Annotated in this window: 18 protein-coding genes, 1 tRNA gene and 3 pseudogenes; 16 read left to right on the forward strand and 6 right to left on the reverse strand. The window is 41.2% G+C overall.

What is annotated here, in order from left to right; all coding sequences use genetic code 11:
• Positions 1 to 187 precede the first annotated feature (187 nt).
• Positions 188 to 1,678 (forward strand): inorganic phosphate transporter PitA, encoded by a 1,491-nt coding sequence (gene pitA, locus P3L37_RS00505; protein WP_004906562.1) that lies wholly within the window; start codon positions 188 to 190, stop codon positions 1,676 to 1,678.
• Positions 1,679 to 1,809: 131 nt separating this feature from the next.
• On the opposite strand, the gene uspB is transcribed toward pitA, so the two are convergent.
• Positions 1,810 to 2,145: a universal stress protein UspB gene (gene uspB, locus P3L37_RS00510; protein ID WP_004906561.1), complete on the reverse strand. Its 336-nt coding sequence runs from the start codon at positions 2,143 to 2,145 to the stop codon at positions 1,810 to 1,812.
• A 450-nt stretch (positions 2,146 to 2,595) separates the two neighbouring features.
• On the opposite strand from uspB, the gene uspA reads away from it, so the two are divergent.
• The gene (gene uspA / locus P3L37_RS00515; RefSeq protein ID WP_004263149.1) at positions 2,596 to 3,030 is read left to right on the forward strand and encodes a universal stress protein UspA; all 435 of its coding nucleotides are present in this window, start codon (positions 2,596 to 2,598) and stop codon (positions 3,028 to 3,030) included.
• Between the two features lie 266 nt (positions 3,031 to 3,296).
• Entirely contained in the window at positions 3,297 to 4,631 is a 1,335-nt protein-coding gene (gene gdhA / locus P3L37_RS00520; protein WP_109913166.1) for an NADP-specific glutamate dehydrogenase, read from the forward strand.
• A gap of 83 nt (positions 4,632 to 4,714) precedes the next feature.
• On the opposite strand, the gene rsmJ is transcribed toward gdhA, so the two are convergent.
• Both rsmJ and prlC read right to left on the reverse strand, forming a co-directional pair.
• Positions 4,715 to 5,485, reverse strand: a complete 771-nt coding sequence (rsmJ, locus tag P3L37_RS00525) for a 16S rRNA (guanine(1516)-N(2))-methyltransferase RsmJ (protein ID WP_109913165.1) — start codon at positions 5,483 to 5,485, stop codon at positions 4,715 to 4,717.
• Positions 5,478 to 7,520 carry an oligopeptidase A gene (prlC, locus tag P3L37_RS00530; protein WP_109913164.1) on the reverse strand — a complete coding sequence of 681 codons (2,043 nt, stop codon included), beginning with the start codon at positions 7,518 to 7,520 and terminating at the stop codon, positions 5,478 to 5,480. The genes rsmJ and prlC overlap by 8 nt, the downstream gene beginning before the upstream one ends.
• 309 nt (positions 7,521 to 7,829) lie before the next feature.
• On the opposite strand from prlC, the gene P3L37_RS00535 reads away from it, so the two are divergent.
• A tRNA-Sec gene (locus P3L37_RS00535) sits at positions 7,830 to 7,924 on the forward strand.
• 127 nt (positions 7,925 to 8,051) lie between these two features.
• Positions 8,052 to 8,216: pseudogene (locus P3L37_RS00540) on the forward strand (Arm DNA-binding domain-containing protein); the annotation flags it as partial.
• 180 nt (positions 8,217 to 8,396) lie between these two features.
• On the opposite strand, the pseudogene P3L37_RS00545 reads toward P3L37_RS00540, so the two are convergent.
• Positions 8,397 to 8,567 (reverse strand): annotated as a pseudogene (locus P3L37_RS00545) (PAAR domain-containing protein); the annotation flags it as partial.
• Positions 8,568 to 9,610: 1,043 nt separating this feature from the next.
• On the opposite strand from P3L37_RS00545, the gene P3L37_RS00550 reads away from it, so the two are divergent.
• From P3L37_RS00550 to P3L37_RS00595, 10 genes are all read left to right on the forward strand, one after another.
• Positions 9,611 to 9,967, forward strand: coding sequence for a helix-turn-helix domain-containing protein (locus tag P3L37_RS00550; RefSeq protein WP_109912292.1), 357 nt, complete (start codon positions 9,611 to 9,613; stop codon positions 9,965 to 9,967).
• A gap of 308 nt (positions 9,968 to 10,275) precedes the next feature.
• Positions 10,276 to 10,800, forward strand: coding sequence for a fimbrial protein (locus P3L37_RS00555; RefSeq protein ID WP_109912293.1), 525 nt, complete (start codon positions 10,276 to 10,278; stop codon positions 10,798 to 10,800).
• Between the two features lie 75 nt (positions 10,801 to 10,875).
• Positions 10,876 to 11,598, forward strand: coding sequence for a molecular chaperone (locus tag P3L37_RS00560; protein ID WP_109912294.1), 723 nt, complete (start codon positions 10,876 to 10,878; stop codon positions 11,596 to 11,598).
• Positions 11,582 to 12,154: a fimbrial protein gene (locus P3L37_RS00565; RefSeq protein ID WP_162598837.1), complete on the forward strand. Its 573-nt coding sequence runs from the start codon at positions 11,582 to 11,584 to the stop codon at positions 12,152 to 12,154. The genes P3L37_RS00560 and P3L37_RS00565 overlap by 17 nt, the downstream gene beginning before the upstream one ends.
• 8 nt (positions 12,155 to 12,162) lie before the next feature.
• Complete coding sequence (locus P3L37_RS00570) at positions 12,163 to 12,741, forward strand: fimbrial protein (RefSeq protein WP_109912296.1); 579 nt, start codon at positions 12,163 to 12,165, stop codon at positions 12,739 to 12,741.
• Positions 12,742 to 12,770: 29 nt separating this feature from the next.
• Positions 12,771 to 13,370 (forward strand): fimbrial protein, encoded by a 600-nt coding sequence (locus P3L37_RS00575; protein WP_109912297.1) that lies wholly within the window; start codon positions 12,771 to 12,773, stop codon positions 13,368 to 13,370.
• A 10-nt stretch (positions 13,371 to 13,380) separates the two neighbouring features.
• Positions 13,381 to 14,145 carry a molecular chaperone gene (locus tag P3L37_RS00580; RefSeq protein WP_109912298.1) on the forward strand — a complete coding sequence of 255 codons (765 nt, stop codon included), beginning with the start codon at positions 13,381 to 13,383 and terminating at the stop codon, positions 14,143 to 14,145.
• Positions 14,121 to 14,951, forward strand: coding sequence for a molecular chaperone (locus P3L37_RS00585; protein WP_162598838.1), 831 nt, complete (start codon positions 14,121 to 14,123; stop codon positions 14,949 to 14,951). Before P3L37_RS00580 ends, P3L37_RS00585 begins: the two co-directional genes overlap by 25 nt.
• Positions 14,952 to 15,050: 99 nt before the next feature.
• Entirely contained in the window at positions 15,051 to 17,660 is a 2,610-nt protein-coding gene (locus P3L37_RS00590; RefSeq protein WP_262417010.1) for a fimbria/pilus outer membrane usher protein, read from the forward strand.
• A 79-nt stretch (positions 17,661 to 17,739) separates the two neighbouring features.
• Positions 17,740 to 18,909, forward strand: coding sequence for a hypothetical protein (locus P3L37_RS00595; RefSeq protein ID WP_109912300.1), 1,170 nt, complete (start codon positions 17,740 to 17,742; stop codon positions 18,907 to 18,909).
• An 876-nt stretch (positions 18,910 to 19,785) separates the two neighbouring features.
• Here the strand turns inward: P3L37_RS00595 and P3L37_RS00600 are convergent.
• A pseudogene (locus P3L37_RS00600) lies at positions 19,786 to 20,794 on the reverse strand (IS3 family transposase); the annotation flags it as partial.
• Positions 20,795 to 21,143: 349 nt separating this feature from the next.
• Positions 21,144 to 21,506: a YibL family ribosome-associated protein gene (locus P3L37_RS00605; RefSeq protein WP_109912301.1), complete on the reverse strand. Its 363-nt coding sequence runs from the start codon at positions 21,504 to 21,506 to the stop codon at positions 21,144 to 21,146.
• Positions 21,507 to 21,845: 339 nt separating this feature from the next.
• On the opposite strand from P3L37_RS00605, the gene P3L37_RS00610 reads away from it, so the two are divergent.
• On the forward strand, positions 21,846 to 22,403 hold the full coding sequence (locus P3L37_RS00610) for a tyrosine-type DNA invertase (protein ID WP_004266220.1): 558 nt from the start codon (positions 21,846 to 21,848) through the stop codon (positions 22,401 to 22,403).
• The last annotated feature ends 670 nt before the right edge of the window (positions 22,404 to 23,073 follow it).

The raw sequence follows: 23,073 nt of genomic DNA on the forward strand, positions 1-23,073 counted from the left end.
TAAAAAGTTTCAAAAATTCAGAATAAGTTTGATTGCTGCAATTCATTGAAATATATGGGGTAATTACTATGAGGTACTTTTTTGATGGGTAGTTAAATCAAAAAAAGGTTAGATTTTGCTTCCACCGCCAGCGTTTGTCACTGATAATGCGCCGCGTTCATGTCCAACATATAATGGCTTAACGTCTATGCTACATCTTTTTACAGGTTTAGAATTTCATACAGGTCTATTATTAGTTCTGGCACTGTTGTTTGTGCTGATCTATGAGGCTATAAATGGCTTCCATGACACCGCTAACGCGGTAGCAACGGTTATTTATACCAGAGCAATGCGGGCTCAGTTCGCAGTTGTCATGGCAGGGGTTTTTAACTTTTTTGGTGTCTTGCTGGGAGGGTTGAGCGTTGCATATGCCATTGTCCATCTCTTACCAACAGACCTCTTGCTTAATGTGAGCTCAGCTCACGGCCTTGCAATGGTTTTCTCATTGCTCTTGGCTGCAATTATTTGGAACCTTGGAACTTGGTACTTAGGTATTCCTGCTTCCAGTTCACACACACTTATCGGGGCGATAATCGGGGTGGGTTTAACCAACGCGATTGTGACTGATTCGTCTGTCGTTGATGCCTTGAATATACCGAAAATGATCAGTATTTTCATGTCATTAATTTTGTCTCCCGCTATCGGTTTTGTGATTGCCGGTTTGATGATTTTCTTTTTGCGCCGTTATTGGAGTGGCACAAAGAAACGTCGTCGTATTCACTTAACACCTGCGGAACGTGAGAAAAAAGATGGTAAGCGTAAGCCGCCATTCTGGACCCGTACTGCATTGATTTTGTCAGCAGTTGGGGTGAGTTTCTCCCATGGTGCGAACGATGGTCAGAAAGGCATCGGTCTTATCATGCTGGTGCTAATTGGTGTTGCTCCAGCAGGTTTCGTTATGAATATGAATTCTAACGGTTATGACATCGCAAAAACACATGATGCGGTTGTCCACCTGCAACAATACTATGAAACACATAAACCAGCGTTAAACCATGCAATAGAAAATGCCCCGACCGTTGCAGAAAGTAGTGATGAACCCGGTGGTGAATTCCATTGTGATAGCACACGTACTGGCGCTATTTTAAATCAAGCGCAAACGATGCTTGATGGCATTCAAAGTTATGAAGAGCTGACGCCAGACCAACGTAACCACGCACGCCGTTTGCTGATGTGTATCTCTGATACTGCGAATGCGGTTGCAAAATTACCAGAAACCAGTTCCAAAGATGCCAGCTTACTGAAAAAACTCAGTAATGATTTGCTGTATACCGTTGAATATGCACCATTGTGGATCATTATTGCGGTTGCTTTAGCATTATCATTAGGCACCATGTTTGGTTGGCAGCGTGTTGCTGTGACCATTGGTGAGAAAATTGGTAAGAAAGGTATGACTTATGCGCAAGGTGTATCTGCTCAGGTAACTGCGGCAGTCTCTATCGGTGTGGCAAGTTATACTGGTATGCCAGTTTCAACAACGCAGGTTTTATCTTCTGCAGTGGCGGGTACGATGGTTGTCGATGGTGGTGGTGTACAAACAAAAACCATTAAAAGCATTGCGCTAGCATGGTTATTAACTTTACCGGTGTCCATTGTGTTATCCGGCGGTTTATACTGGCTATCGCTGTTGTTTATCTAGTCGCGCTAATTTTGGCTTCATACATGAGTATGGAGCCTTTAACAGTTACATGAACACAGTAATCTACATATACAAAATAGTGATGATCGAAAGGCCATCACTATTTTTTCATTAGAAAGTTACGATCACAGTTAACCTGTTATCAATAAATACGCTAAACTCACGATAACAAGTATGCTGAGCCTGCTTATCATCATGAATTGCTTACGGATTCGCTCACAACGCAAAATAACTTCAGGGTCATAATGTTCAAGGTATTGTTTGTTATTTATGTATCGAACTAACCGGAGTTGTTTGTTTAGCTGGCCGTGTGTAGTAAAAAAACCATTACCATCAACGGATTGATAAAGCAGAGGGTCTGAATCCCTTAAAATAGACAATAGAACACGAACGGAAGAAAAGTACCGCATCATATTTAAGATGCACAAAATGCATAATGCCCAAAACAATGCAATCATACTGAACATAATCCTCTCCTTAGAACCTAGCTCAAGCTCACAGCAATTGTCGCAAAGGAAATACAGCAGAAAAATTATACTTATACTCAGTTATTTTATTGTAGGATAAATTATTGTTTAAAAAAAGTGCAATTAGCGCAAATTTGTGATGACCTTTTGTTTATATTGAAGAAAATAAACCTGAGTTACTGAACTTTAATATCACAGTTTGCTGGGCAACTTTGTTGTTTTACTAAGCTAAAGAGTCTCCATAACTCGAATTTTTTAGGGCAATATATTAATATTGAATGAATGATGTTATTGTTTTATAAAATGTTATATGAAGTGATGATTTTAAGGTTAATCTGCTTAGATGTGATCAAAGCAACACTTAATAATCACAATTAGCAGGTATAGTATTCATAAAGATGTGGTGAAGGCATAACCACCAGATAATCAGCATTCGGAAGGAGTTTACTTATGGCTTACAAACATATTCTCGTTGCGGTAGATTTATCACCTGAAAGTAAAGTATTACTGGATAAGGCTGTCTCTATGGCAAAACCTTACGGGGCCAAAGTATCTATGATCCATGTTGATGTTAACTATTCAGACCTCTATACCGGTCTTATTGATGTCAATCTTGGTGACATGCAGCAACGTATTACTGATGAAACGCGTAATGCTCTGAAAGATTTGTCTGCAGGTGCAGGTTATGAAATTCAAGAAACACTCAGCGGTAGTGGTGATCTAGGCCAAGTACTGGTCGATGCCATCAAAAAATACAATATGGATTTAGTGGTCTGTGGGCACCACCAAGATTTCTGGAGCAAGCTGATGTCGTCTGCTCGCCAACTAATCAATACAGTCCATGTGGATATGTTGATTGTGCCACTAAATGATGATGAAGAATAATCCATATCACGTTGTTTGAAATATTATTCACTAAAAACGCTTGCTTATGCAGGCGTTTTTTTTGTTTCAAAATATGTATTTTGAGGTAGTTATTGGCAGGTCAAGCAATTTATTTTGCTATAGAGTGAAAAAAAACCTTGAATTTAGAATACAAACTAATGATATATTCAATAGGCAAACGCAAATCAACCTCACATTTCCTAAAAATAATGATAAGAAAGAGTGAGGCACATCACAACAACTACATGTTAAAAAGGAAGACATAGATGACACAATCACTATCTTCGTTCTTGGAGTCTGTCCAAAAAAGAGACCCTTCTCAACCTGAATTTTTACAAGCGGTACGTGAAGTATTCACTTCCCTTTGGCCGTTCTTAGAGCAAAATGCGAAGTATCGTGACCAAGCATTACTTGAGCGTTTTGTTGAACCTGAACGTGTGATTCAATTTCGAGTGTGTTGGGTAGACGACCAAGGTAAAGTTCAAGTCAACCGTGCATGGCGTGTACAATTTAGCTCTGCAATCGGCCCATTCAAGGGTGGTATGCGTTTTCATCCATCTGTGAATTTATCCATTCTGAAATTCTTAGGTTTTGAACAAACACTGAAAAATGCCCTGACCACATTGCCAATGGGTGGTGGTAAAGGTGGCTCTGACTTTGATCCTAAAGGTAAAAGCCATGGCGAAGTGATGCGTTTTTGCCAAGCATTGATGACAGAACTTTATCGCCATATTGGTTCTAATACTGACGTCCCTGCGGGGGATATTGGTGTGGGTGGACGTGAAGTGGGCTTTATGACAGGTATGATGAAAAAACTGTCTAATGACACTTCTTGTGTATTCACCGGTAAAGGATTGTCTTTTGGTGGTAGTTTAATTCGCCCTGAAGCAACCGGTTACGGTTTGGTTTATTTCACAAATGCAATGCTAAAACGCCATGGCCTAGGCTTTGAAGGGATGCGTGTAGCAGTTTCCGGTTCAGGTAACGTTGCACAGTACACCATTGAAAAATGTATGGAGCTTGGCGCTAAAGTGGTTACAGCTTCTGATTCAAGCGGTACTGTGGTTGATGAAGACGGTTTTACAACAGAAAAACTTGCACGTTTGGAAGAAATCAAAAACAACTATGGTCGTATTGAAGAATATGCAAAAGAGTTTGGCTTAACTTACTTAGCGGGCCAGCAACCATGGAATGTGTCTGTCGATATTGCTTTGCCATGTGCAACACAAAATGAGCTGGATGTTGATGCAGCAAAAGTGTTAATCAAAAATGGTGTTAAAGCGGTCGCTGAAGGGGCTAATATGCCAACGACGATCCCTGCAACTGAACTGTTCCTTGAAGCGGGAGTGCTGTTTGCTCCAGGTAAAGCAGCTAATGCAGGTGGTGTGGCAACGTCAGGTCTTGAAATGGCTCAAAATGCGGCTCGTCTAGGCTGGAAAGCAGAAAAAGTTGACGCTCGTCTACACCATATCATGTTGGATATTCACCAGCACTGTGTGGAATTCGGTGGCGAAGAGAAACAAACAAACTATGTTCAAGGTGCTAATATCGCGGGCTTTGTAAAAGTCGCTGATGCAATGCTTGGGCAGGGTGTGTTGTAATTCTCTGACCTCAAAACGTACGCGAAAGGGCGGCTGTATCATACTGATAAATTCACCTGTACATACGCCCTTCGCCGTTACGTTTATTCGTTATTTTTAATGCATGGATAGATATCAAACCGATGGTTTTTAGTGGTAATCGCTGATGGCGCTTTTTGTCCCGCAAGGGGCTCTGCATAGTCAGGGCGCTTAACAACGACTCTACGTTTAGCCAAAGCAATCGCAGGGGCTAATAATGAATCTGCATCATCATCTGCTCCCACCAATGACTGAAATACTCGCATTTCCTTCTTCACTAAAGCACTTTTTTGCCGATGAGGGTACATCGGGTCGAGATAGATAACATCAGGCGCGTGGGTTATTTCACTCAGAGCGGTAATACTGGATGCATGGATCAATGACATTCGCTCTTGTAACCATGGGCCAATTTCTGCATCTTGATAGCCCCGTTGTAAGCCATCGTCTAATAGGGCAGCAACCACAGGGTGACGTTCCAACATGCGGACATGGCAACCGAGAGCGGCGAGAACAAAGGCATCACGCCCTAGGCCAGCAGTGGCATCAACCACATCGGGAATATAATCTTTTTTGATTCCCACAGCTTTGGCGACCGCTTCACCACGACCCCCTCCAAATTTACGGCGATGGGCCATAGCCCCAGAGACGAAGTCGACAAAAATTCCCCCTAATTTAGGTTCATCTAGCTTACGCAGTTGTAAATTTTCAGGCGTAAGTACGACAGCCATAACGGCATCAGGGGTATGAGAAAGCTGCCATTTTTCAGAAAGTTGAGAGAGCGTGCCGGGATCGGCACCCTCTTCACAGATCAACTGGATCGCAATGTCATTAGCCATGGATACCATAGCTCTTTAACATCGCATCGAGTTCTGGTTTGCGGCCACGGAAGCGTTCAAACAGTGCCATTGGCTCTTCAGAACCCCCACGACTTAGGATATTGTCGAGGAAGGACTGACCCGTTTGACGATTAAAGATACCTTCTTCACTGAAGCGTGAGTATGCATCTGCCGCGAGTACATCTGCCCACAAGTAGCTGTAATAACCTGCGGCGTATCCCCCCGCAAAGATATGGCTAAAGGCATGTGGGAAACGCGACCATTTTGGTGAAGGAACCACTGCGACTTTATCTTTAATTGCATATAACGTTGGCATGACTTGCGCCCCTTTTGCTGGGTCATATTCAGCGTGTAAGGTGAAGTCAAATAGACCAAATTCCAACTGACGCAGAACAAACATAGCTGACTGGTAATTCTTCGCCGCTAACATGCTATTGAGCATTTCTGTTGGTAATGGTTCGCCTGTTTCATAATGGCCAGAAATAAATTCGAGGGCTTCGGGCTCCCAGCACCAGTTTTCCATAAATTGGCTTGGTAGTTCGACGGCATCCCATGGCACACCGTTAATCCCTGCAACATCTGCAACATCAATTTGCGTTAACATATGATGTAAGCCATGACCAAATTCGTGGAATAAGGTAGTGACCTCATTATGGGTAAACAGGGCGGGTTTATCACCGAGTGGCTTATTGAAGTTACAAGTTAAGTAAGCGACAGGGTTTTGTAGTGAGCCATCTTTATGCACCATACGACCCACACAATCGTCCATCCAAGCCCCACCACGTTTATGTTCGCGGGCGTAGAGGTCAAGGTAGAAACTACCGCGCAGAGTGTTGGTATCGTCATAGAGTTCGAAGAAACGTACATCTTTATGCCATGTTTCGACGTCATTGCGCTCTTTAGCGGTTAAACCATAGATACGATGAACAACCTCGAATAACCCATTCAGGACGCGCTGTTCAGGGAAATAAGGGCGTAACTGCTCATCATTTAATGAGAATTTATGCTGTTTTTGTTTTTCGCTGTAATAGGCTAAATCCCATGATTCAAGCGTATCGACACCATAATGCTCTTTAGCAAAAGCGGTCAGTTCAGCCAGTTCATTTTCTCCTTGCTGATGAGCTCGGTCGGCTAAATCATTGAGGAAATTCAGCACTTGCTCTGGCGATTCGGCCATTTTGGTCGCTAGGGATTTTTCTGCGTAGTTTTTAAAACCTAATAATTGCGCTAGTTCGTGGCGTAAAGCCATCAGTTCATCAATTAATTCGCTGTTATCCCATTTACCTGCATTTGGGCCTTGGTCAGACGCACGGGTGCTATATGCATGGCTCATCTCACGACGTAATTCTGCGTTGTCAGCATAGGTCATAACAGGTAAATAGCTTGGCATATCAAGAGTGAGTAAGTAGCCTTCTTCACCTTTTGATTCAGCCATGGCTTTTGCTGCAGCAATTGCACTTTCTGGCATACCCGCTAATTCATTTTCGTCTTTAATGAGCTTACTCCAACCCATGGTAGCATCAAGAACGTTATTGCTAAATTTAGACGCTATTTCCGACAAACGTGCGACGATTTCACCGTAACGTTGCTGTTTTTCAGCGGGTAAGCCAATGCCGGATAATTCAAAATCACGTAAGGTATTTTCGATGGATTTACGTTGAGCTTGGCTAAGGGAATTAAATTCAGCCCCTTCTTTTAATGACTTATATGCTTGATATAAAGGCTCATGTTGCCCCATCCAAGTACTGAATTCAGACAATAACGGCAAGCATTTTTCATACTCTTCGCGCAGTTCTGGGCTGTTTTTCACAGAGTGCAAATGACTAACTGGCGACCAAACACGAGAAAGCTTATCGCTGGCTTCTTCTAAAGGTTGGCACAGGTTGTCCCAAGTGTATTGATCCGTTGCACTCAGCAGGTTTTCTACAGTTTGGCGATATTCATTGAGTACATGTTGGACTGCGGGGAAAACATCCGCAGGCTCTATAGTAGAAAAGCGGGGTAGTGCGGAATCGGCTAATAATGAATTTGTCATAAAACATCCTGTGATTGCAGGCTTGTGCTCGTAGGCCAAGGCTTACTGTATTGACAATAAAAGTTAAATGGCGAACTTATACCCAAATAGGGTTAATGTTATGGATCATATAACCAGTACGCCATAGCGAATATAAGAAAGTATATGGGGGCAGATGTACAAACCTCAATATCAATCTAACGTTTTTTCTTATTAACACTTATCAATAAATGGGTTTTTTGTTGGCTTTTATCAATAAAGGCAATAGTTGTAGTTTCAATGCTTTGGAAAATAATGAATTCAGTCTATAATCACTTTCCAATCTATAGAGGAAGATCGTCGTCTCCGGTGAGGCGGCTGGATTTCAAATCCAGTTGGGGCTGCCAGCAGTCCCGGGCAGGTTCGACTCCTGTGATCTTCCGCCACTTAAGTTCAACATACCTCCATTGAAGTCAATTAAACCCTTTAAATTCAACATATAAAAGCAAATCATAGTCAACTCAGTTCAACTGGAATTACCCCACATCAACCAGGGCTTACGGAGGTTTTGTTATGGCTCTGAGTGATATAAAAATTAAAACGGCAAAGCCGCTAGATAAGCCCTACAAATTTTCTGATTCAGGTGGGTTATATCTGATAGTTAATCGCAATGGTTCTAAATATTGGAGAATGAAGTATCGCTTTGCAGGCAAAGAAAAAATGCTTTCTATTGGTGTTTAACCTCGCTCAGTATATAGATGGGCGCAGGGAAATGATGCAGTGGTATGCAGATTACATGGATGAGTTAGAGAACAATTCAAACTAAATAATATCATTTAGCTACCTTTACGAATATTCGTAAAGGTGGTTATTACCTAGACTTTATTTTTTATTCTGAGTGCTAATATTAAGCTATCCCCCTTCAACGATAGTGCCTATTTTTTTACATGAAGGGCAATAGACAGAGTCGCCCACACAAGCGACGTCTTGAGTTTGTTTGGCGAGAGAAGAAGCCTGAGGTTTTTTACTCCTGGTATTCGTCGTATCATTTTTAAAAATAATTTTACGGGCCTTCACTGTGCTACGTATACTCCCCTCTTATCCAATTTCATGAAATCCAAAGTATTCAAAATGTAGATCGCACTGTTTATCATCAATCATATTTATATTTGAAATAAATCTTCAGTGCACGGATCCATCGATTTGCAAGAAATCTCTGCCTATCTTAAAAATACTCCCATCAACACATTGAACACATGGCCAATAATCTGATTAATCAGTAATGACAGATAAAAAATACCTAATTTATAAATGACGATATAACAAGTGTTTCAGCAATTAATTTAGAGTGACATATCCCATTAATCAATTTTTATAACTATGCTAGTTAAAATCGATTATTTTAGAAGCAATGATTATTTATTCTTAATAAAAAATAAATAATCATTGATCATTTTTCGCTCTTTTTTTTCTTAAAACGAAAAAATCTTAAAATAATAAGACTACAAGATATTATAAAGTACATCCATTTAATTACAGGATGTAAGTAATTATTTCTGACGCAGTGGTCAATTACGTTACAATAACCACCCTAAATTAAATTTGAGATTGGCAATGATGAAATACACCTATAAAGGATAAACCTAAATACCACTATATAACAATGTGTTATAAAGATTGTTAATATTTGCCGCCCCATTATGATCTGTTGTGGCGATCAATCACTATATGATTAATAGCTACTAACTATCATTATCAGTCTATCCAAAGGTACAACCAGCTTTACCCATTTAGGATGTGGCTCTATATTCTAATAAGTCAATTTCACTTGAGGTGGTTTATTTATTCATTTAATTTTTATCTTTTTATTAATATTTCTCGTTATTTTAATATCAGTTAACACTGATTTTAAATTCGTTGATAAATAATATCTTGGTTGAGATTGTTTATTATATTTTATTTTTACTCGCGAGTGTTTTTTTTATTTTTATAATTTAATGGTGAAATACCGCTCATTAATATTTATTGAAAATGAAGACATTATAGCATTTTATTTTAGCGCTATTTCTGGGGATACATATTTTTTTCAATATACTAAGTGATTTTTTGCTAACAGTGTAAGGAGCATTATTATGACCTTCATTACTACGCCGTCACACTATGCATTAGTGCACAGTGATCCCGGTGCATGTATTGATTCTCCGTGTATTTCACCTAAGCGGCTGAACGTGGCTACGGGTAAATTTATTCGTAATAAGCGAGTGAACCGAGGTTTTTCAGGGAAAGCACTTGGGGTGCAATTAAAAATTAGTCAGCAACATGTTTCACGTTATGAGCGTGGTGTTACGTCCATCAATCTTCACCAGCTCAACCAAATTTTGTCTATTTTATCGGTGTCGTGGGAGTGCTTTATTCAGGATGTGATTATTCCGCTGTCTCAACAGAATGAGGCTGAATTGGTAAAGGACGTTTCTAGCGTCTTTCGTTAACCGCTTACTAAATGTATAGGCATGTTGATATAGGGAGACGCGGCCTGGGGATTAAGGGCGCGTCATCACCGAGAATGAGGGCATCACCTTATGTGACTGTTTTCTGTATGGATGAATTGTGACCCCAAAATTATCCAGTCGAGCCGCACTCACTGAGTGCAGGAATGGTTGATTTTGGGGCTATAAATCGAAAGGTTGGCATAGGCCCATTTGCTAGCACTCATTAGCCCTAACCGAAATAAAATGGTAAAGGCACAAGGATGCAACACGTTAATTTTAAACTTATTTTCTATAAAGGAAATCATTGTATGAATATGAAAATCGTCGCAGCAACGTTATTAACCCTGGGTTTGAGTTCTGCTGTTGTTGCGAATGCCGCCACAAGTGCCGAGGTGACATTACAAGGCGCAATAACAAACAGCACCTGTAATCTGATTGTCAATGGTGGTAAGTCAACTCTTAATATGGGAGTTTTTAAAGGGGAAGACTTTAAAGGTAAAATTAACCAAAAAGTCGGCTCTACGGATATGCCCGTTTCTTTAACAGGATGTACGGCGGGTGAAACCGGCACGTTAATTGTTCAAGGAATGACATCCGTCAAAAATAATGACCAAAATATTTTTGTTAATAATGATGCCAATACAGTCGGTTTTATGGTGACTCAAAGTGATGGCTCAACCATTGTTAAAAATGGACAAGGTGTCGCTGTTAATTTAGGTAAAGAAGATACCACGGGACAATACACGTTTAAAGTGGGTATGGCATCCACCACTGAATCCCCTATAGGTGGCGCGTACACCGCCCCTATTTTAGTGGCTTATATCGTTAACTAATTTTCAAAAAAATAAACAGGCAGATAGAACACATCCGTTCTATCTGTTCTATTAATCCGTTAATGGGTCACGCGAATGGTTTTTTTTCGTTTCATCAACATCAGTTTTGTCGGTGTCTATTTCTTTTGCGCAAGTGTCTTTGCTGGAATTTCATTGGATAGTACGCGACTTATTTTTTCTAATACGGATAAAGGGCAAACCATTGGGGTTACCAGTAGCCAGCAATCAACCGTCCCTTATTTGGTTAAAGCACAGGTTTTAGACGATATTAAGGGGAACAATACACAAACGCCTTTTTCCGTCTCGCCATCATTATTTCGTTTAGAAATTGGGGCGACAAACCAACTTCGTATTATTAAGACGGGCGATCAAATATTGCCGCATGACAAAGAGTCACTCTTTTATCTCCGAGTGATGGCTTTGCCTGCTCGGCACCCTGGGAATGAACCGTCTCAGTCAGACTCACAGAGTGCCGTTGTTGTCTCGACGGGCAGTATTATTAAATTATTTTATCGACCGAAAAATTTTGAAATCAGTCAACAGCAGGCCATGTCGTCATTAAAATTTTCACGACAAGGTCAGTCGTTAACAGTCAGTAATCCAAGCCCTTACTTTATCACATTGTCGTCTTTGCATGTGGGGGAAAATAATATCCATCTGAGTCTTGAGGCTCAAAATACCATGATCCCCCCGTTTGGGTCAGTGGTTTATCCGAATGTGAATACGGCGAACAAGATTACATGGCAAGCAATTAATGATCATGGCGGGGTGGAAAAATTTTATGCAAATATTCAATAGATTAGTGAGAACAGGCCTTGGGACAGGGGCTTATCTGATGAGCTTCTTGGGGAGCGCGTCAGCCGCAACCGTAAATTTCAGTGCACAAATAGCTTACGAAGGTGCTTGTGAAGTTACAGTGACACCGACGATAACGTTTAATAACGGCCAAGCTATTTTACCCAGCCAAATTGAAGCAAAAGCCGATGTTACCAAGCAAACATTCAATTTAATACTTGCTAACTGTAAAGGTATAAAAGTCACCCCCAAAATTATCGTGAGTGGGAATGTCAACTCCACTTACGGTCAAGATTTATTTTTAGATTCAGGATCAACTGCGGTGGGATACGGTATTTTATTATCAACCGCAGGGAATACGACATTCCAAGCAAACTCAAACTTAGCCACAAACAAACAAATCTCAGCCGTTAAAAGTTGGAACGTCAATACCAATTTAGCAACCATCAATGGAACATTGCCACTCAGTGCGGCATTGACTTGTGCTAATTGCACCGCAGCGGATCGCGTTGGAGGTAAGTTGAATGCTAGCGTGACGTTTGATTTCCAGTATGAATGAGGTGAGTAATGCGACTGTTTTTTCTGAAATATGGCGCGATTGTTCTGGGAATTTTCATCGCCAATGCATTTGCCTCAACAACAAACCCAAGTGTTTTGATGGAGGCGGTGATCGCCAATAAAGGTGTTGGGTGTGAGATTACACTTCCCCAAACATTATTGCGATTTAAACCCCTTCAAGCGAATCAGTTAAAAGGGGCCGTACAAACCTATGAGATCCAGCCTTTAATGGTCAGGTTAGCCTGTGTTAATGAAACTCAAATTCTTCAACCTAAATTAACATTGCAAGGTGTGACGCCTTATCCTACCGATAGTTATAAGGTGATTTTCTTAGATGAGAAAATCAACGGGATTGGTTTTATGGTCCGTCAAACTACCGATGGAAAACCCATCTCTTTGGCCGATTTTTACCGCCCGGATGTTGCTATCGGTAATACCACGACAGTCGTTTCACTGAATTCGTTAACGCCGGATAACCAATACCAGAGCGAATCAACCCTCTGGGTGGGCATGGTTGGGCCTTTTCAGTCAACGATTATCGCTGGGCGTTTTCAAGCCTCATTAATGTTAAATGTGATATTTGAGTAGGGTATTTAGCGGCAGGATAACGATAAAAAATGAAAACAGCACATTCGATGTATTTAGCCTTCTGTCTTGGCGGGGCTATCAGCGTATCCTCCCCAGCGTTATTCGCGGGTACAGCAAGCAGTGTATTAAATTTTACAACCCTATTTGCTGGAGGCGGGTGTGGTATCAGTGTTCCGCCAACTATTCAATTTAACAATGGAAATCCACTATTACCTTCCGAGATTGAAGCCGCAACAGAAGCGGGAACCCCTAAAACATCGGCCTCTTTTAATATTATGTTGAGTAATTGCAGCGGGTGGGGGCTTATCCCCAAAATTAAAGTGACGGGGGATAAAACGACGGCGTTTGGCTCAACATTATTTCGATCGAATCAATTAGGCTCTGGGGATTCCGATGGGTACGGTGTCTACCTAAAAACAGACGGCAATACGTCATTTAAACAAAACAACAATTTAGGATACAACGGTACCATTTCAGCCAATGAGAATTGGTCGACAGAAAAGCAACTTGCCACTATTGATACCTCGATCCCCATTTTTGCCGTATTACGCTGTGGTAATTGTGTCTATGGGGCACGTCAAGGCGGTAAATTTTCTGCCACAGTGACGTTCACATTTCTCTATGACTAAGGACATAAATATGCTCAATCAATATTCCACACTTAAGGTGGCTATCGTCGCTGGCTTTATTTCCCTTTTTTTTGCCAGTATTAAAGTGGGGTTAGCGGAGGGCGGAATAAGCCTGAGCCAAACCCGCGTCGTGTTTGAACAAAACGCTAAAAGCAAGAAAGTGCTTATTAATAACCAAAGTGATCAAGTTTACCTTATCGATAGTCGTGTTCTATCGACCCCCGATGGGCTCGCGAGATCAACAGACCGTCTCCCTTTTATGGTCACGCCCCCGTTATTTCGTCTTGAAAAAAACAGTAATAATGCGGTGCTAATTAACCGCAATGATACGTCAACCTTAGCAAAAGATCGCGAATCTCTTTTTTATTTGAGTTTTTTGGCGATCCCGTCGGTAAAACCCTCCGCTGAATCGGCAGAAAGCCCCGAGATAACAACCACTCAGGTATCGTTTGGTATACGTACGGTGATCAAATTATTTTATCGGCCGACAGGGTTAGACATGCCAGTTTCCCTTGCGCCAGAAAAATTAACCGTTAAGCAAGGTAAAAATCAATTACAGATTACAAATCCGACACCGTATTACCTGACGTTAGCGGAACTTTTCGTTAATGACCAACCGATAAGTATTCGAGAACAAGGTGCCATGCTGGCCCCCTTCTCAACGCAATATTATAACGCCCCCCAAGTTATCATTAAACAGGTTTCATGGTCAGTCATCAACGATTTTGGTGGTCTTAGTCAGAGGTTTACATGGACAAATACAGTGACGCAATGAGCCTATGTCGCGGTGTGACAATTATCTGGTGTGGTCTTTTATGGGGATGCCTATTGAGTGGTATGACGGCCCAGGCTAACGAATTGGATAATCAAGCTGGTATTGCATTACAAAGTACGCGGGTGATTTACACGGGCAATGCAAAAAAAGGGATCTCTTTTACTGTTACGAATAACACGTCAAACGTGTATCTCTTGCAGTCTCGAGTACTACCTTGGTCGAATGGGGGGGATGGATCCTTAGACAAGGCGCACCAGATGACAGAAAAATCAGCGGTTTCTTCTCCTTTTATTGTTCTTCCGCCACTGGTGAGAGTTAATCCCAAAGAGCAAATGACGCTACGAATTCGGCTGATTGATAGTCACTTATCCTCAGATAAGGAGTCTGTTTTTATGTTGGCATTAAAAGCCATTCCAAGCCAATCGCCAAGTAGAGCAGGAAAAATGGACAGCGGGAGTGCTCAAGTTATTTTAGCGCTGCAAAATAATCTTAAATTATTTTATCGCCCCGACCATCTATTGAATATGGATATAGACGCCCAAGCAAAGGGACTGCAATTTTCTTTTGAGCACAGCGTACTTCGTATCGACAACCCGACACCGTATTACATTACGGTCAGTGATGTGGATATTGATGGCATACCGGTTTTGCTCACAACCGCTAATATGCTGGCGCCTTTCTCTTCTCGAGATTATGAGACGTCAATCACGACAGGGAAAATGGGCGTGGTGACTTGGCGAATGATTACCGATGAAGGCGTGAAGAGCCAGGAATATAAGCAGCCGCTGTCCTTAAAGGCACGGTGACCCCTGATGGTTTCTATCGGGATATTGGCGGTTCATTTCCCGTATTTCTGTTTTGATGATGAGAATTGATGTATGCAAGGGATAAAGCGAAGAGACCTTATGATGGTAACGAGGATGCCGAGATTACCACTTTTTTTCTATTTTTGTACGTTAAGTTCGGGGGCTACGCTGGGCGTCTCGTCTTGGGTTTTCGCTGACGACTATTTTGACCCCAGCTTTTTGAGTATCAGTGGTGAGCATGACGCTGTCGATTTGTCCGTTTTTGAGAAAGAGGGCAGCATTGCTGAAGGGAATTATACGGTCTCGGTGTTCGTTAATAACCAAGATATGGGGCAATTTGATCTCACCTTTGAACGTAATAGCCAAGACAGAATTTCACCTTTGTTAACCCCTAAATTACTCAAGGCATGGGGCGTTAATGTTGCCAATCTGCCCGAGCTTAAGTCATTATCCCAAGATACCCCATTAAATAACGTATCGGCGTATATCCCTTATGCCACGTCAACCTTAGATTTGGCGCGTTTACACCTTGATATTAGTGTCCCTCAAGTCGCCATGGATCCCGAGTATATAAGAGGCGATAATCCAACCTTATGGGATAATGGTATCCCCGCATTATTATTAAACTATAACATCAGTGCAGGTCGAAATCGAAATTCGCCATCAAACGGCAGCACCACGCAGTCAGATAACATATTTGCGTCTGTTCGAGGGGGGATAAACCTAGCGTCTTGGCGTTTACGCAGTACTGCGACGTATACTCGAACAAAAAATAACGGGACAGATAATAACGCTAACCGTGTTGAACAACAGACGCGCTTTTCGGATACCTATTTATTTAGAGATATTCGTCGATTACGTTCTACTTTATTGATGGGCGAAGCGAGTACTGGGGGGGAAGTGTTTGATAGTGTTCAATTTAAGGGCATCACATTACAGTCAGACGAACAAATGTTACCCAGTCAATTACGGGGATATGCCCCTAGCATTAGCGGTATTGCCAATACGAATGCGCGAGTCACGATACGACAAAATGGTAATGTTATTTATGAAACCTATGTCGCCCCGGGCCCTTTCTATATCAATGACATTCAGCAAGCAGGGTTATCTGGTGACTATGATGTTTTAGTGACAGAGTCTAACGGCACAGAGCGACGTTTTACTGTGCCGTATACCGCATTACCCTCCATGTTACGCCCTGGCGGATGGAAATATGAGTTAACGGCGGGACGTTATAACGGGGCATTAACACAAGGATCTCGTCACTCTAATTTTATATTAGGCACGTTGATGTACGGGTTGAAAAATGGGATCACTGGATTTGGTGGTGCATTACTCGCTCCCGATTATCAAGCCGTTAACGGGGGAGCGGGCGTGTCTCTTGGTACCTTTGGCGCAATCTCTGCAGACATGACCCATTCTATTGCAAGGTTATCTGTCAACGCCGATGAGACTCGCCAAAGGACAGGGCAATCCTACCGTTTACGGTATTCTAAAAGTTTGATGGCCACTGGTACTTCGGTCGACTTGACGGCGTTACGTTATTCTACGGAACACTTTTATAATTTTAGTGAATTTAATAGTCAAGGTTATAGTCTCGATTCAGGGCTTAATCCTTGGATATTACAACGCCGGCGTAGCAGCTTTCAAACCCAACTGAGCCAGCAACTAGGCGAATATGGAACATTGCGTTTTCGTGCTAATCGGGATGATTATTGGGGAAATAGCAAAACGTTAACTGGGTTGTCTTTTGGCTATAGTGGCACAGCAAAGGGGATCAGTTTTGGCCTTAATTATAACATCGATAGAATAAAAGATACGCGGGGGCGTTGGCCCGAAAATCGCCAGGTTAGCCTGAATATCAGTATTCCTTTTCGGATTTTTGGGCATGATGACGGGTTAGCGTCGCTTTATGCGACGGCCACCACAACCCATGATAACCAAGGCCGGACCACTAATCAAATGGGGATCAGTGGGAATACATTGGACAGTGCAATGTCATATAGCTTCGCTCAGAGTTGGGGAAATCAAAATCAAACCGCGGTGAGTAATGCCAACATCGGGTATCAAGGGAGCAAAGGCTCGCTGAGCGGTGGGTATAGCTATAGTAATGAGACGCGAGCAGTCAATATGAATGCGAGTGGCGGTCTATTAGCGCATTCCGGCGGTATCACCTTTTCGAGCTCGCTCGGTGATTCCGTCGCGCTGATCTATGCCCCCGAGGCTTCAGGAACTCGCTTAATGAACGGTTATGATAAGGTCGATTGGCAAGGTTATGCCGTGGTTCCGTATTTATCAAACTACATGCAAAATAGTGTCGGCATTGATCCGACAACGCTCCCAGACGATGTGGATGTCACCTATTCTAATGCTAACGTTTATCCGACCAAAGGCGCGGTCATCAAAGTCGACATTGCTACCCACGCAGGCTATCAAGTCTTGATGAATCTTCAACAATCGGATCACCAACCGCTGCCTTTTGGGGCGATTGCCACCCTTATTACTGATAATCCGTCAGAAGAGACGGCGATTAATGGCATTGTGAGTGACGGTGGACAGGTTTATTTAGCGGGGTTACCTGAAAAAGGTGAACTCCTTGTCAAGTGGGGGAATGAACCCGATCGTCAATGCCGCGTAAGGTTCGAATTGGGTTCATTAAAGATAACGCCAGACAACCCGATACGTAAAGCAACTTACCGTTGTGAATAAGATAAATCTGCCCATTGAGTGTGAGCGGCTTTTATCAGTCATCGCCCTAAATATTATTGTTTTTATAAGAGTATATCCGATGAAAAGTGCACGTAATTTTTTCTTTTCTTTTTTCTGTCACGTATTGTTTTTAACATCTTGCTTGCATATTTCTGTGAGTTCGGCAGCAACCTACACCGTCAAGGCGGGGGCTTTTCAGCCATTAGACGTGGGCGATACTTGGACGACATCTATACCAGCAAAAAATTTTGCTAAATATGAAAGCGCTGGTCCAAATATGGTGGGGTTTACTGGATCAGTCGATTCAACAGGTTTGTGCTCTGGTACCGTAAATAAGTGGAGTACTGATACCTATTCTATTTATCCTGTTGTGTCACTCGATGGGTACTATGGTATAAAAATAGCTGAAGGGGTTATTTTAGTGCCGATGAATTTAAATGTCACGGCTTCCGGCGGCTTTGCGAACAGTGTTACTGGCAATGAGACTGATATCAAAAAATACAACTCGAGTGTGAGTACCAACGGTAAAGGACTGAGAAATAATGTTGGGACAAAGTCCAATCCTACTCTTTGGTGCAGTATTTTACAAGACATTGGTGAGCCATACCGGTGGGTTCGAATCGAAGGCGGTTCGGGGACCTCGACGGGCTCAGTCAGCTGGGGCGTTTACGCTTCATCGACCGCCGCAGCGGGAACGTACACAATACCAAAGCTATTTATAGGGCAAGGATTAATAAATGATAGTGGTACCGTTCAATACACCGCATCTACTTTACAAGGGAGTTCAATTACGGTGAGGCGACCTTTGGCGTGTCAAATCGTCTCACCAACCTCAATTGATTTTGGAACCGTTAATATTACTGGGAAGTCAGCAGATCAACTCTTGGCTACACAGTCTAAAGATTTAGAAATTAATTGTGCCTCAGATACGGTTGATGCGGTCGCTGATATGACCCTTGCTTTTTCTGGCCAATTTCCTGAAGGCAATTATTGGGGGCGTTTAAGTGTGACAAACAGTGATAGTCAAGTGATGGGGTATATCAGAGGTCGATACATTAATGCCAGTGGTTCTTGTGCTCCAGATACCGTCAATGAGGTTGGTTTTAATGGAACGAGTGGCACGAAGACGATTAAAGGCGTACAAAACGGTATAACTAAAGTGCCGATGACCTGGTCACTGTGTTCCAATGGGGCTAGTTTACTCGGCCGTGGTAATGCACAAGCCACAATTAATATTAATTGGGATTAAGTAATGAATGTATTTTAGTCGAGCCATTTACGCTAACGTGTATATTGCTAACTGACTTTCATGGGGCTTAATAGTTAGCGCTTGGCTATCTTCTCAATTTTTCAATCTGTGTGTTTAGCCATGATTAGACTTCACTTTTAAACCCGTGGGAGTGCGTCCTCATTTAATGGACTTAGGACACACTCCCTGTCTTGAAAATTCAACAAGACGCGTTGCAAAATACATAGAAGAGCTGGTTATTTATCTGCGTACGACTTACCCTTATTCACGACACTCAGTAAATTCAACTCGTACAGCGCACACCTTAATTAAGTAACATCTCGTGATCTTTTTTTACGAACTGAATGATAACGTTGAGTTAGAACTATTATTTCGACGTAAAAACATTCAAAGACAGTGAGGATGACCCGCAATGGGTGTGTTCAAAAACGGATAAAAATAAAATGGATCGTTCTGATGATGAGGTCGCTAACGACGCAATAAAAAGCATCGATAGCGGTGGTAAGTGTTTTTGAAGTGATTGACTAATAGCTCGTAACGCGTTATGAAGAAAATAAAATGACGTTATAACCGATTAAGAAATCAAGGTTTAACGGTCCAATCGCCTTGATTGGTTTTAATGACAATCTCGATAATGTCACAATTGAAATTCGTCCTACTCATACCGTTATAAATCATATAACGGTATGTTTGTGTTTTACCAAATGGCAATGCGTAAGGACGAACGGGGTTACCAACACTATTTCAGCATTGTCCCCGATTGACTTGCACAGTATTAATCGTGAGTTTATCCACCGTGCTTGTGATGTTAACGGTACGATACACAGTCCCTGAACTCTGTTGTGTACCGGAAGTAATTTTCATTGGTAATTGAGACGCAAAACTGGCTACCGCTTTAGAGTTTTCCCAATATCTTTTTTCAGATTCGTTTGGGGGTAACCCGCCGTTATATTCGTGAGGTCTGAGTGTGCTGTAATATCCGACAATATAATCCGTTATGCTATGAACTGCATCACTAAAGCTTATGTAGCCTGTTACCGGTACCCACTCGTTTTTAGGCTTCTGAAAAACCGCTCCATCGGGCTGTTATCCCAACAGTTTCTGCGTCGGCTCATACTCTGTGTTATCCGATAACGCCATAGTAACTGCCGGAACTGTCTACTGGTATAGTGGCTACCCTGATCGCTGTGGAACATGACATTCGTTGGATATCCTCGTCTTTCCCAAGCCATTTCCAGTGCTTTGATTGTCAACCGACTATTAGGCAAAAACGAAATAGCCCATCCAATGGGTTTTCGAGCGAACAAGTCGAGTACAACAGCGAGATATGCCCAACGTTTTCCTGTCCAGATATAAGTCACGTCGCCATACCACACCTGATTGGGCTCAGCGACCGCAAACTGACGTTCAAGATGATTCGGTATAACAATATGTTCTTGTCTACTGCGTTTATAGCGGTGCCTCGGTTGCTGACAGCTTACAAGTCCGAGTTTTTTCATGAGCCTACCGGCAAGCCTCTGTATGTTGCCATTATAGCGATACTCCTTGCGCCTGCTGAGCCATGACTAAGGTGGTGGGGCTCCTGAGCTTCCCAATTAACGTAAATTGTTCAGGGAGTCTGACATCAAGAGCGCGGTAGCCTTTTTTAATATTTCGTTTTCCATTTCAATACGTTGAAGTTTTTTCTTTAATTCACGTATTTCAATTTGCTCGGGCGTGATGGGGGTGCCTTTGGCGTCTCGTCTCGTAACTGTTTTACCCATCGAGTCATGGTGGGAAGACCAATATTCATCGCTTTAGCTGCATCAGCAATCGTATAGTTCTGATCCACAACCAGCTGGGCGGATTCGTGTTTAAATTCTGCACTGAAATTGCGTTTTTTCATTAAGGCATCTTTATTGTTATGAGGTGAGCATATCACCTCTATTCAGGTGGCCAAATTTATTAAGCCACTTCAATTTGATATTTTTGCTCAAAAACGTCGTCGGTTAAAAGAAGCGGAAGGAGCGAGAGCGAATATCGCGGCGCTGAAAGATTTACTGAAAATAGGAAAGTAGAAAAATAGTAGAATCACTATTTTTAGTTAAATTGCTAAAATTAGCTTAGTACCTGAGGTGGTCGTAGTAAACAAGAGGGAACTCATACTCACTAACGGTTCATAACCACGAAAAGTGTACTAAGAACCTTTTAGTATTAGTGAGTCATTACAGGTTTTAGTTAGGTTGATTCCCTAACTAAAAATCAGCCTTAGAGAAACCAGTCATAACATCCAGTTCCATTTCGCGGCCTAATGCCGTCATTGGATGGACAATTATCAAACCTCGCACGGACTTCTTCAGCTTGCCAAGATCGGCTTGTTCTTTCTTAGTGATTGGGCGTTTGAATGGCATATCGACTAACTTCTGTGCTTCTTTGCTGAGCTTTTGGTTACGCACTGCTTTCAGGCGAGTAACTTCAGTTTCCAACGTCACTTTTTCTTTTTCGAGTTCTGCGTATTTTTCTGCATCGCTCGTCAGTTGCATACTTGCCATCTGGTGACGAATAAGGTCTAAGCGGTCGCTAAGAAGCTTAATTTGTGTTTTTTCAATTTCTTTCATTATTTAATTAACCGTGAATAAATTTCTTGTCGGCAAGTATACACTATTTCGTATTAGAGGGTGAAAAGGGATATAGACTAACACCCCATGTGAGGACGCCTTTATCGCTCATCATTCATGCAATGAAAACAACATAATTACCTTATAAATCAACTTATCACTCAACCACTCACAATTCTGTTTTTTTATGCCTTAGTGATATCATGATTAAGTGCTTGCATTTCGGTATCATCACTGACCTTTCTGACATATTATATTTAATTTTCTGAAAAATTATTATTTTTAGTTAATTTATCGTTGGTATATAGCAAAATATAACGAGGTATAGATGAGATCATAATGACTAAACGTAAATTTATTACACGTACAGAGGTGAATTCTTTATTGGATGCTACAAAGCAAGGTCGCTATCCTAATCGCGATTATTGCTTGTTATTAATGAGCTTTTTGCATGGGTTAAGAGTTAGCGAGCTCACTCATATCACAATGGCTGATATTGATTTAGTGCAGAAAGTGATATTTATTAGGAGACTAAAAGGAGGGCTGTCTACCGTACAGCCTATAATTCCCGAAGAGTTTAATGCGATTGAAAAATGGCTAGCTGAAAGAGATTCTTGGAAAACAGCGGGATCAGATTGTTTATTTATTTCACAAAAGGGAAGCCAAATTTCTCGTTATCAAATTTATCGTTTATTTGAGCAGTATGGAAAAATAGCTGGGCTTCCTGTAAAGCTTCATCCTCATATGCTAAGGCATGCATGCGGCTATGCATTAGCTGATTTGGGCCGGGATACACGATTAATTCAAGATTATTTAGGGCATCGAAATATCGCTCATACTGTAATTTATACTGCGAGTAATGAAAAAAGGTTTAGTGGTATTTGGTTGAATCAATAAGCAATTTAATGACTTGTATCAACATAAGGCTAGCACTAAACATAATAATATGAACTAAACACCAAGAATACCTCAGTTATTTAGGCAATTGATTTGATAAAACTGAGGTATTCTTGTGCATATTAAGTGCAATAATTATTTTGAAAGCCACAAACAACATACTCAACTAATTTATTTCACAGCCTTTAAAAATAAAATTAGTTAATAATTTTATTTATTCTTTTTTTTTGAATTATCATGATTTAATTACTCCAATTAAGAGTGGCAGCAAATCACTTTCGTTGTTAACTAATTGTTATCATATTTTAATCATTTTTTTTACAATAATAGTCCGTTTTTGATTGCTAAATAAAGCCACTCTGTGAAATGGTAGGATGTAAGTGAAATTATTTAGATGATAAATTCATGTTTTTGGTTTTTGTAAGTTAAAAACTTTTAATTTCCACTGTAAAATACAGCAATATAATATATAACAAAAAAATTAATCAATTATCAATGATAATCAATTGGATAAATAAAATATCTATAAAAATCAATCTATAATGCAACATAATAAATCAAAATGTTCAAATTACCTAATAAGTATAATTATCAGACTAACTAAAATCAAACAGCATAAAACTCTGTTACTGCAATGCATTTTAGAGGTAATTATTAATTAATGTAAAAA

It is taken from the genome of Providencia sp. PROV114, from assembly GCF_032704305.1.
In the GTDB taxonomy this organism is placed as follows: Bacteria; Pseudomonadota; Gammaproteobacteria; order Enterobacterales; family Enterobacteriaceae; genus Providencia; species Providencia rettgeri.

Coding starts and splice junctions, on each gene's coding strand:
- pitA (WP_004906562.1), top strand. CDS start 188: ATGCTACATCTTTTTACAGGTTTAGAATTTCATACAGGTCTATTATTA.
- uspB (WP_004906561.1), bottom strand. CDS start 2,145: ATGTTCAGTATGATTGCATTGTTTTGGGCATTATGCATTTTGTGCATC.
- uspA (WP_004263149.1), top strand. CDS start 2,596: ATGGCTTACAAACATATTCTCGTTGCGGTAGATTTATCACCTGAAAGT.
- gdhA (WP_109913166.1), top strand. CDS start 3,297: ATGACACAATCACTATCTTCGTTCTTGGAGTCTGTCCAAAAAAGAGAC.
- rsmJ (WP_109913165.1), bottom strand. CDS start 5,485: ATGGCTAATGACATTGCGATCCAGTTGATCTGTGAAGAGGGTGCCGAT.
- prlC (WP_109913164.1), bottom strand. CDS start 7,520: ATGACAAATTCATTATTAGCCGATTCCGCACTACCCCGCTTTTCTACT.
- P3L37_RS00550 (WP_109912292.1), top strand. CDS start 9,611: ATGACCTTCATTACTACGCCGTCACACTATGCATTAGTGCACAGTGAT.
- P3L37_RS00555 (WP_109912293.1), top strand. CDS start 10,276: ATGAATATGAAAATCGTCGCAGCAACGTTATTAACCCTGGGTTTGAGT.
- P3L37_RS00560 (WP_109912294.1), top strand. CDS start 10,876: ATGGTTTTTTTTCGTTTCATCAACATCAGTTTTGTCGGTGTCTATTTC.
- P3L37_RS00565 (WP_162598837.1), top strand. CDS start 11,582: ATGCAAATATTCAATAGATTAGTGAGAACAGGCCTTGGGACAGGGGCT.
- P3L37_RS00570 (WP_109912296.1), top strand. CDS start 12,163: ATGCGACTGTTTTTTCTGAAATATGGCGCGATTGTTCTGGGAATTTTC.
- P3L37_RS00575 (WP_109912297.1), top strand. CDS start 12,771: ATGAAAACAGCACATTCGATGTATTTAGCCTTCTGTCTTGGCGGGGCT.
- P3L37_RS00580 (WP_109912298.1), top strand. CDS start 13,381: ATGCTCAATCAATATTCCACACTTAAGGTGGCTATCGTCGCTGGCTTT.
- P3L37_RS00585 (WP_162598838.1), top strand. CDS start 14,121: ATGGACAAATACAGTGACGCAATGAGCCTATGTCGCGGTGTGACAATT.
- P3L37_RS00590 (WP_262417010.1), top strand. CDS start 15,051: ATGATGGTAACGAGGATGCCGAGATTACCACTTTTTTTCTATTTTTGT.
- P3L37_RS00595 (WP_109912300.1), top strand. CDS start 17,740: ATGAAAAGTGCACGTAATTTTTTCTTTTCTTTTTTCTGTCACGTATTG.
- P3L37_RS00605 (WP_109912301.1), bottom strand. CDS start 21,506: ATGAAAGAAATTGAAAAAACACAAATTAAGCTTCTTAGCGACCGCTTA.
- P3L37_RS00610 (WP_004266220.1), top strand. CDS start 21,846: ATGACTAAACGTAAATTTATTACACGTACAGAGGTGAATTCTTTATTG.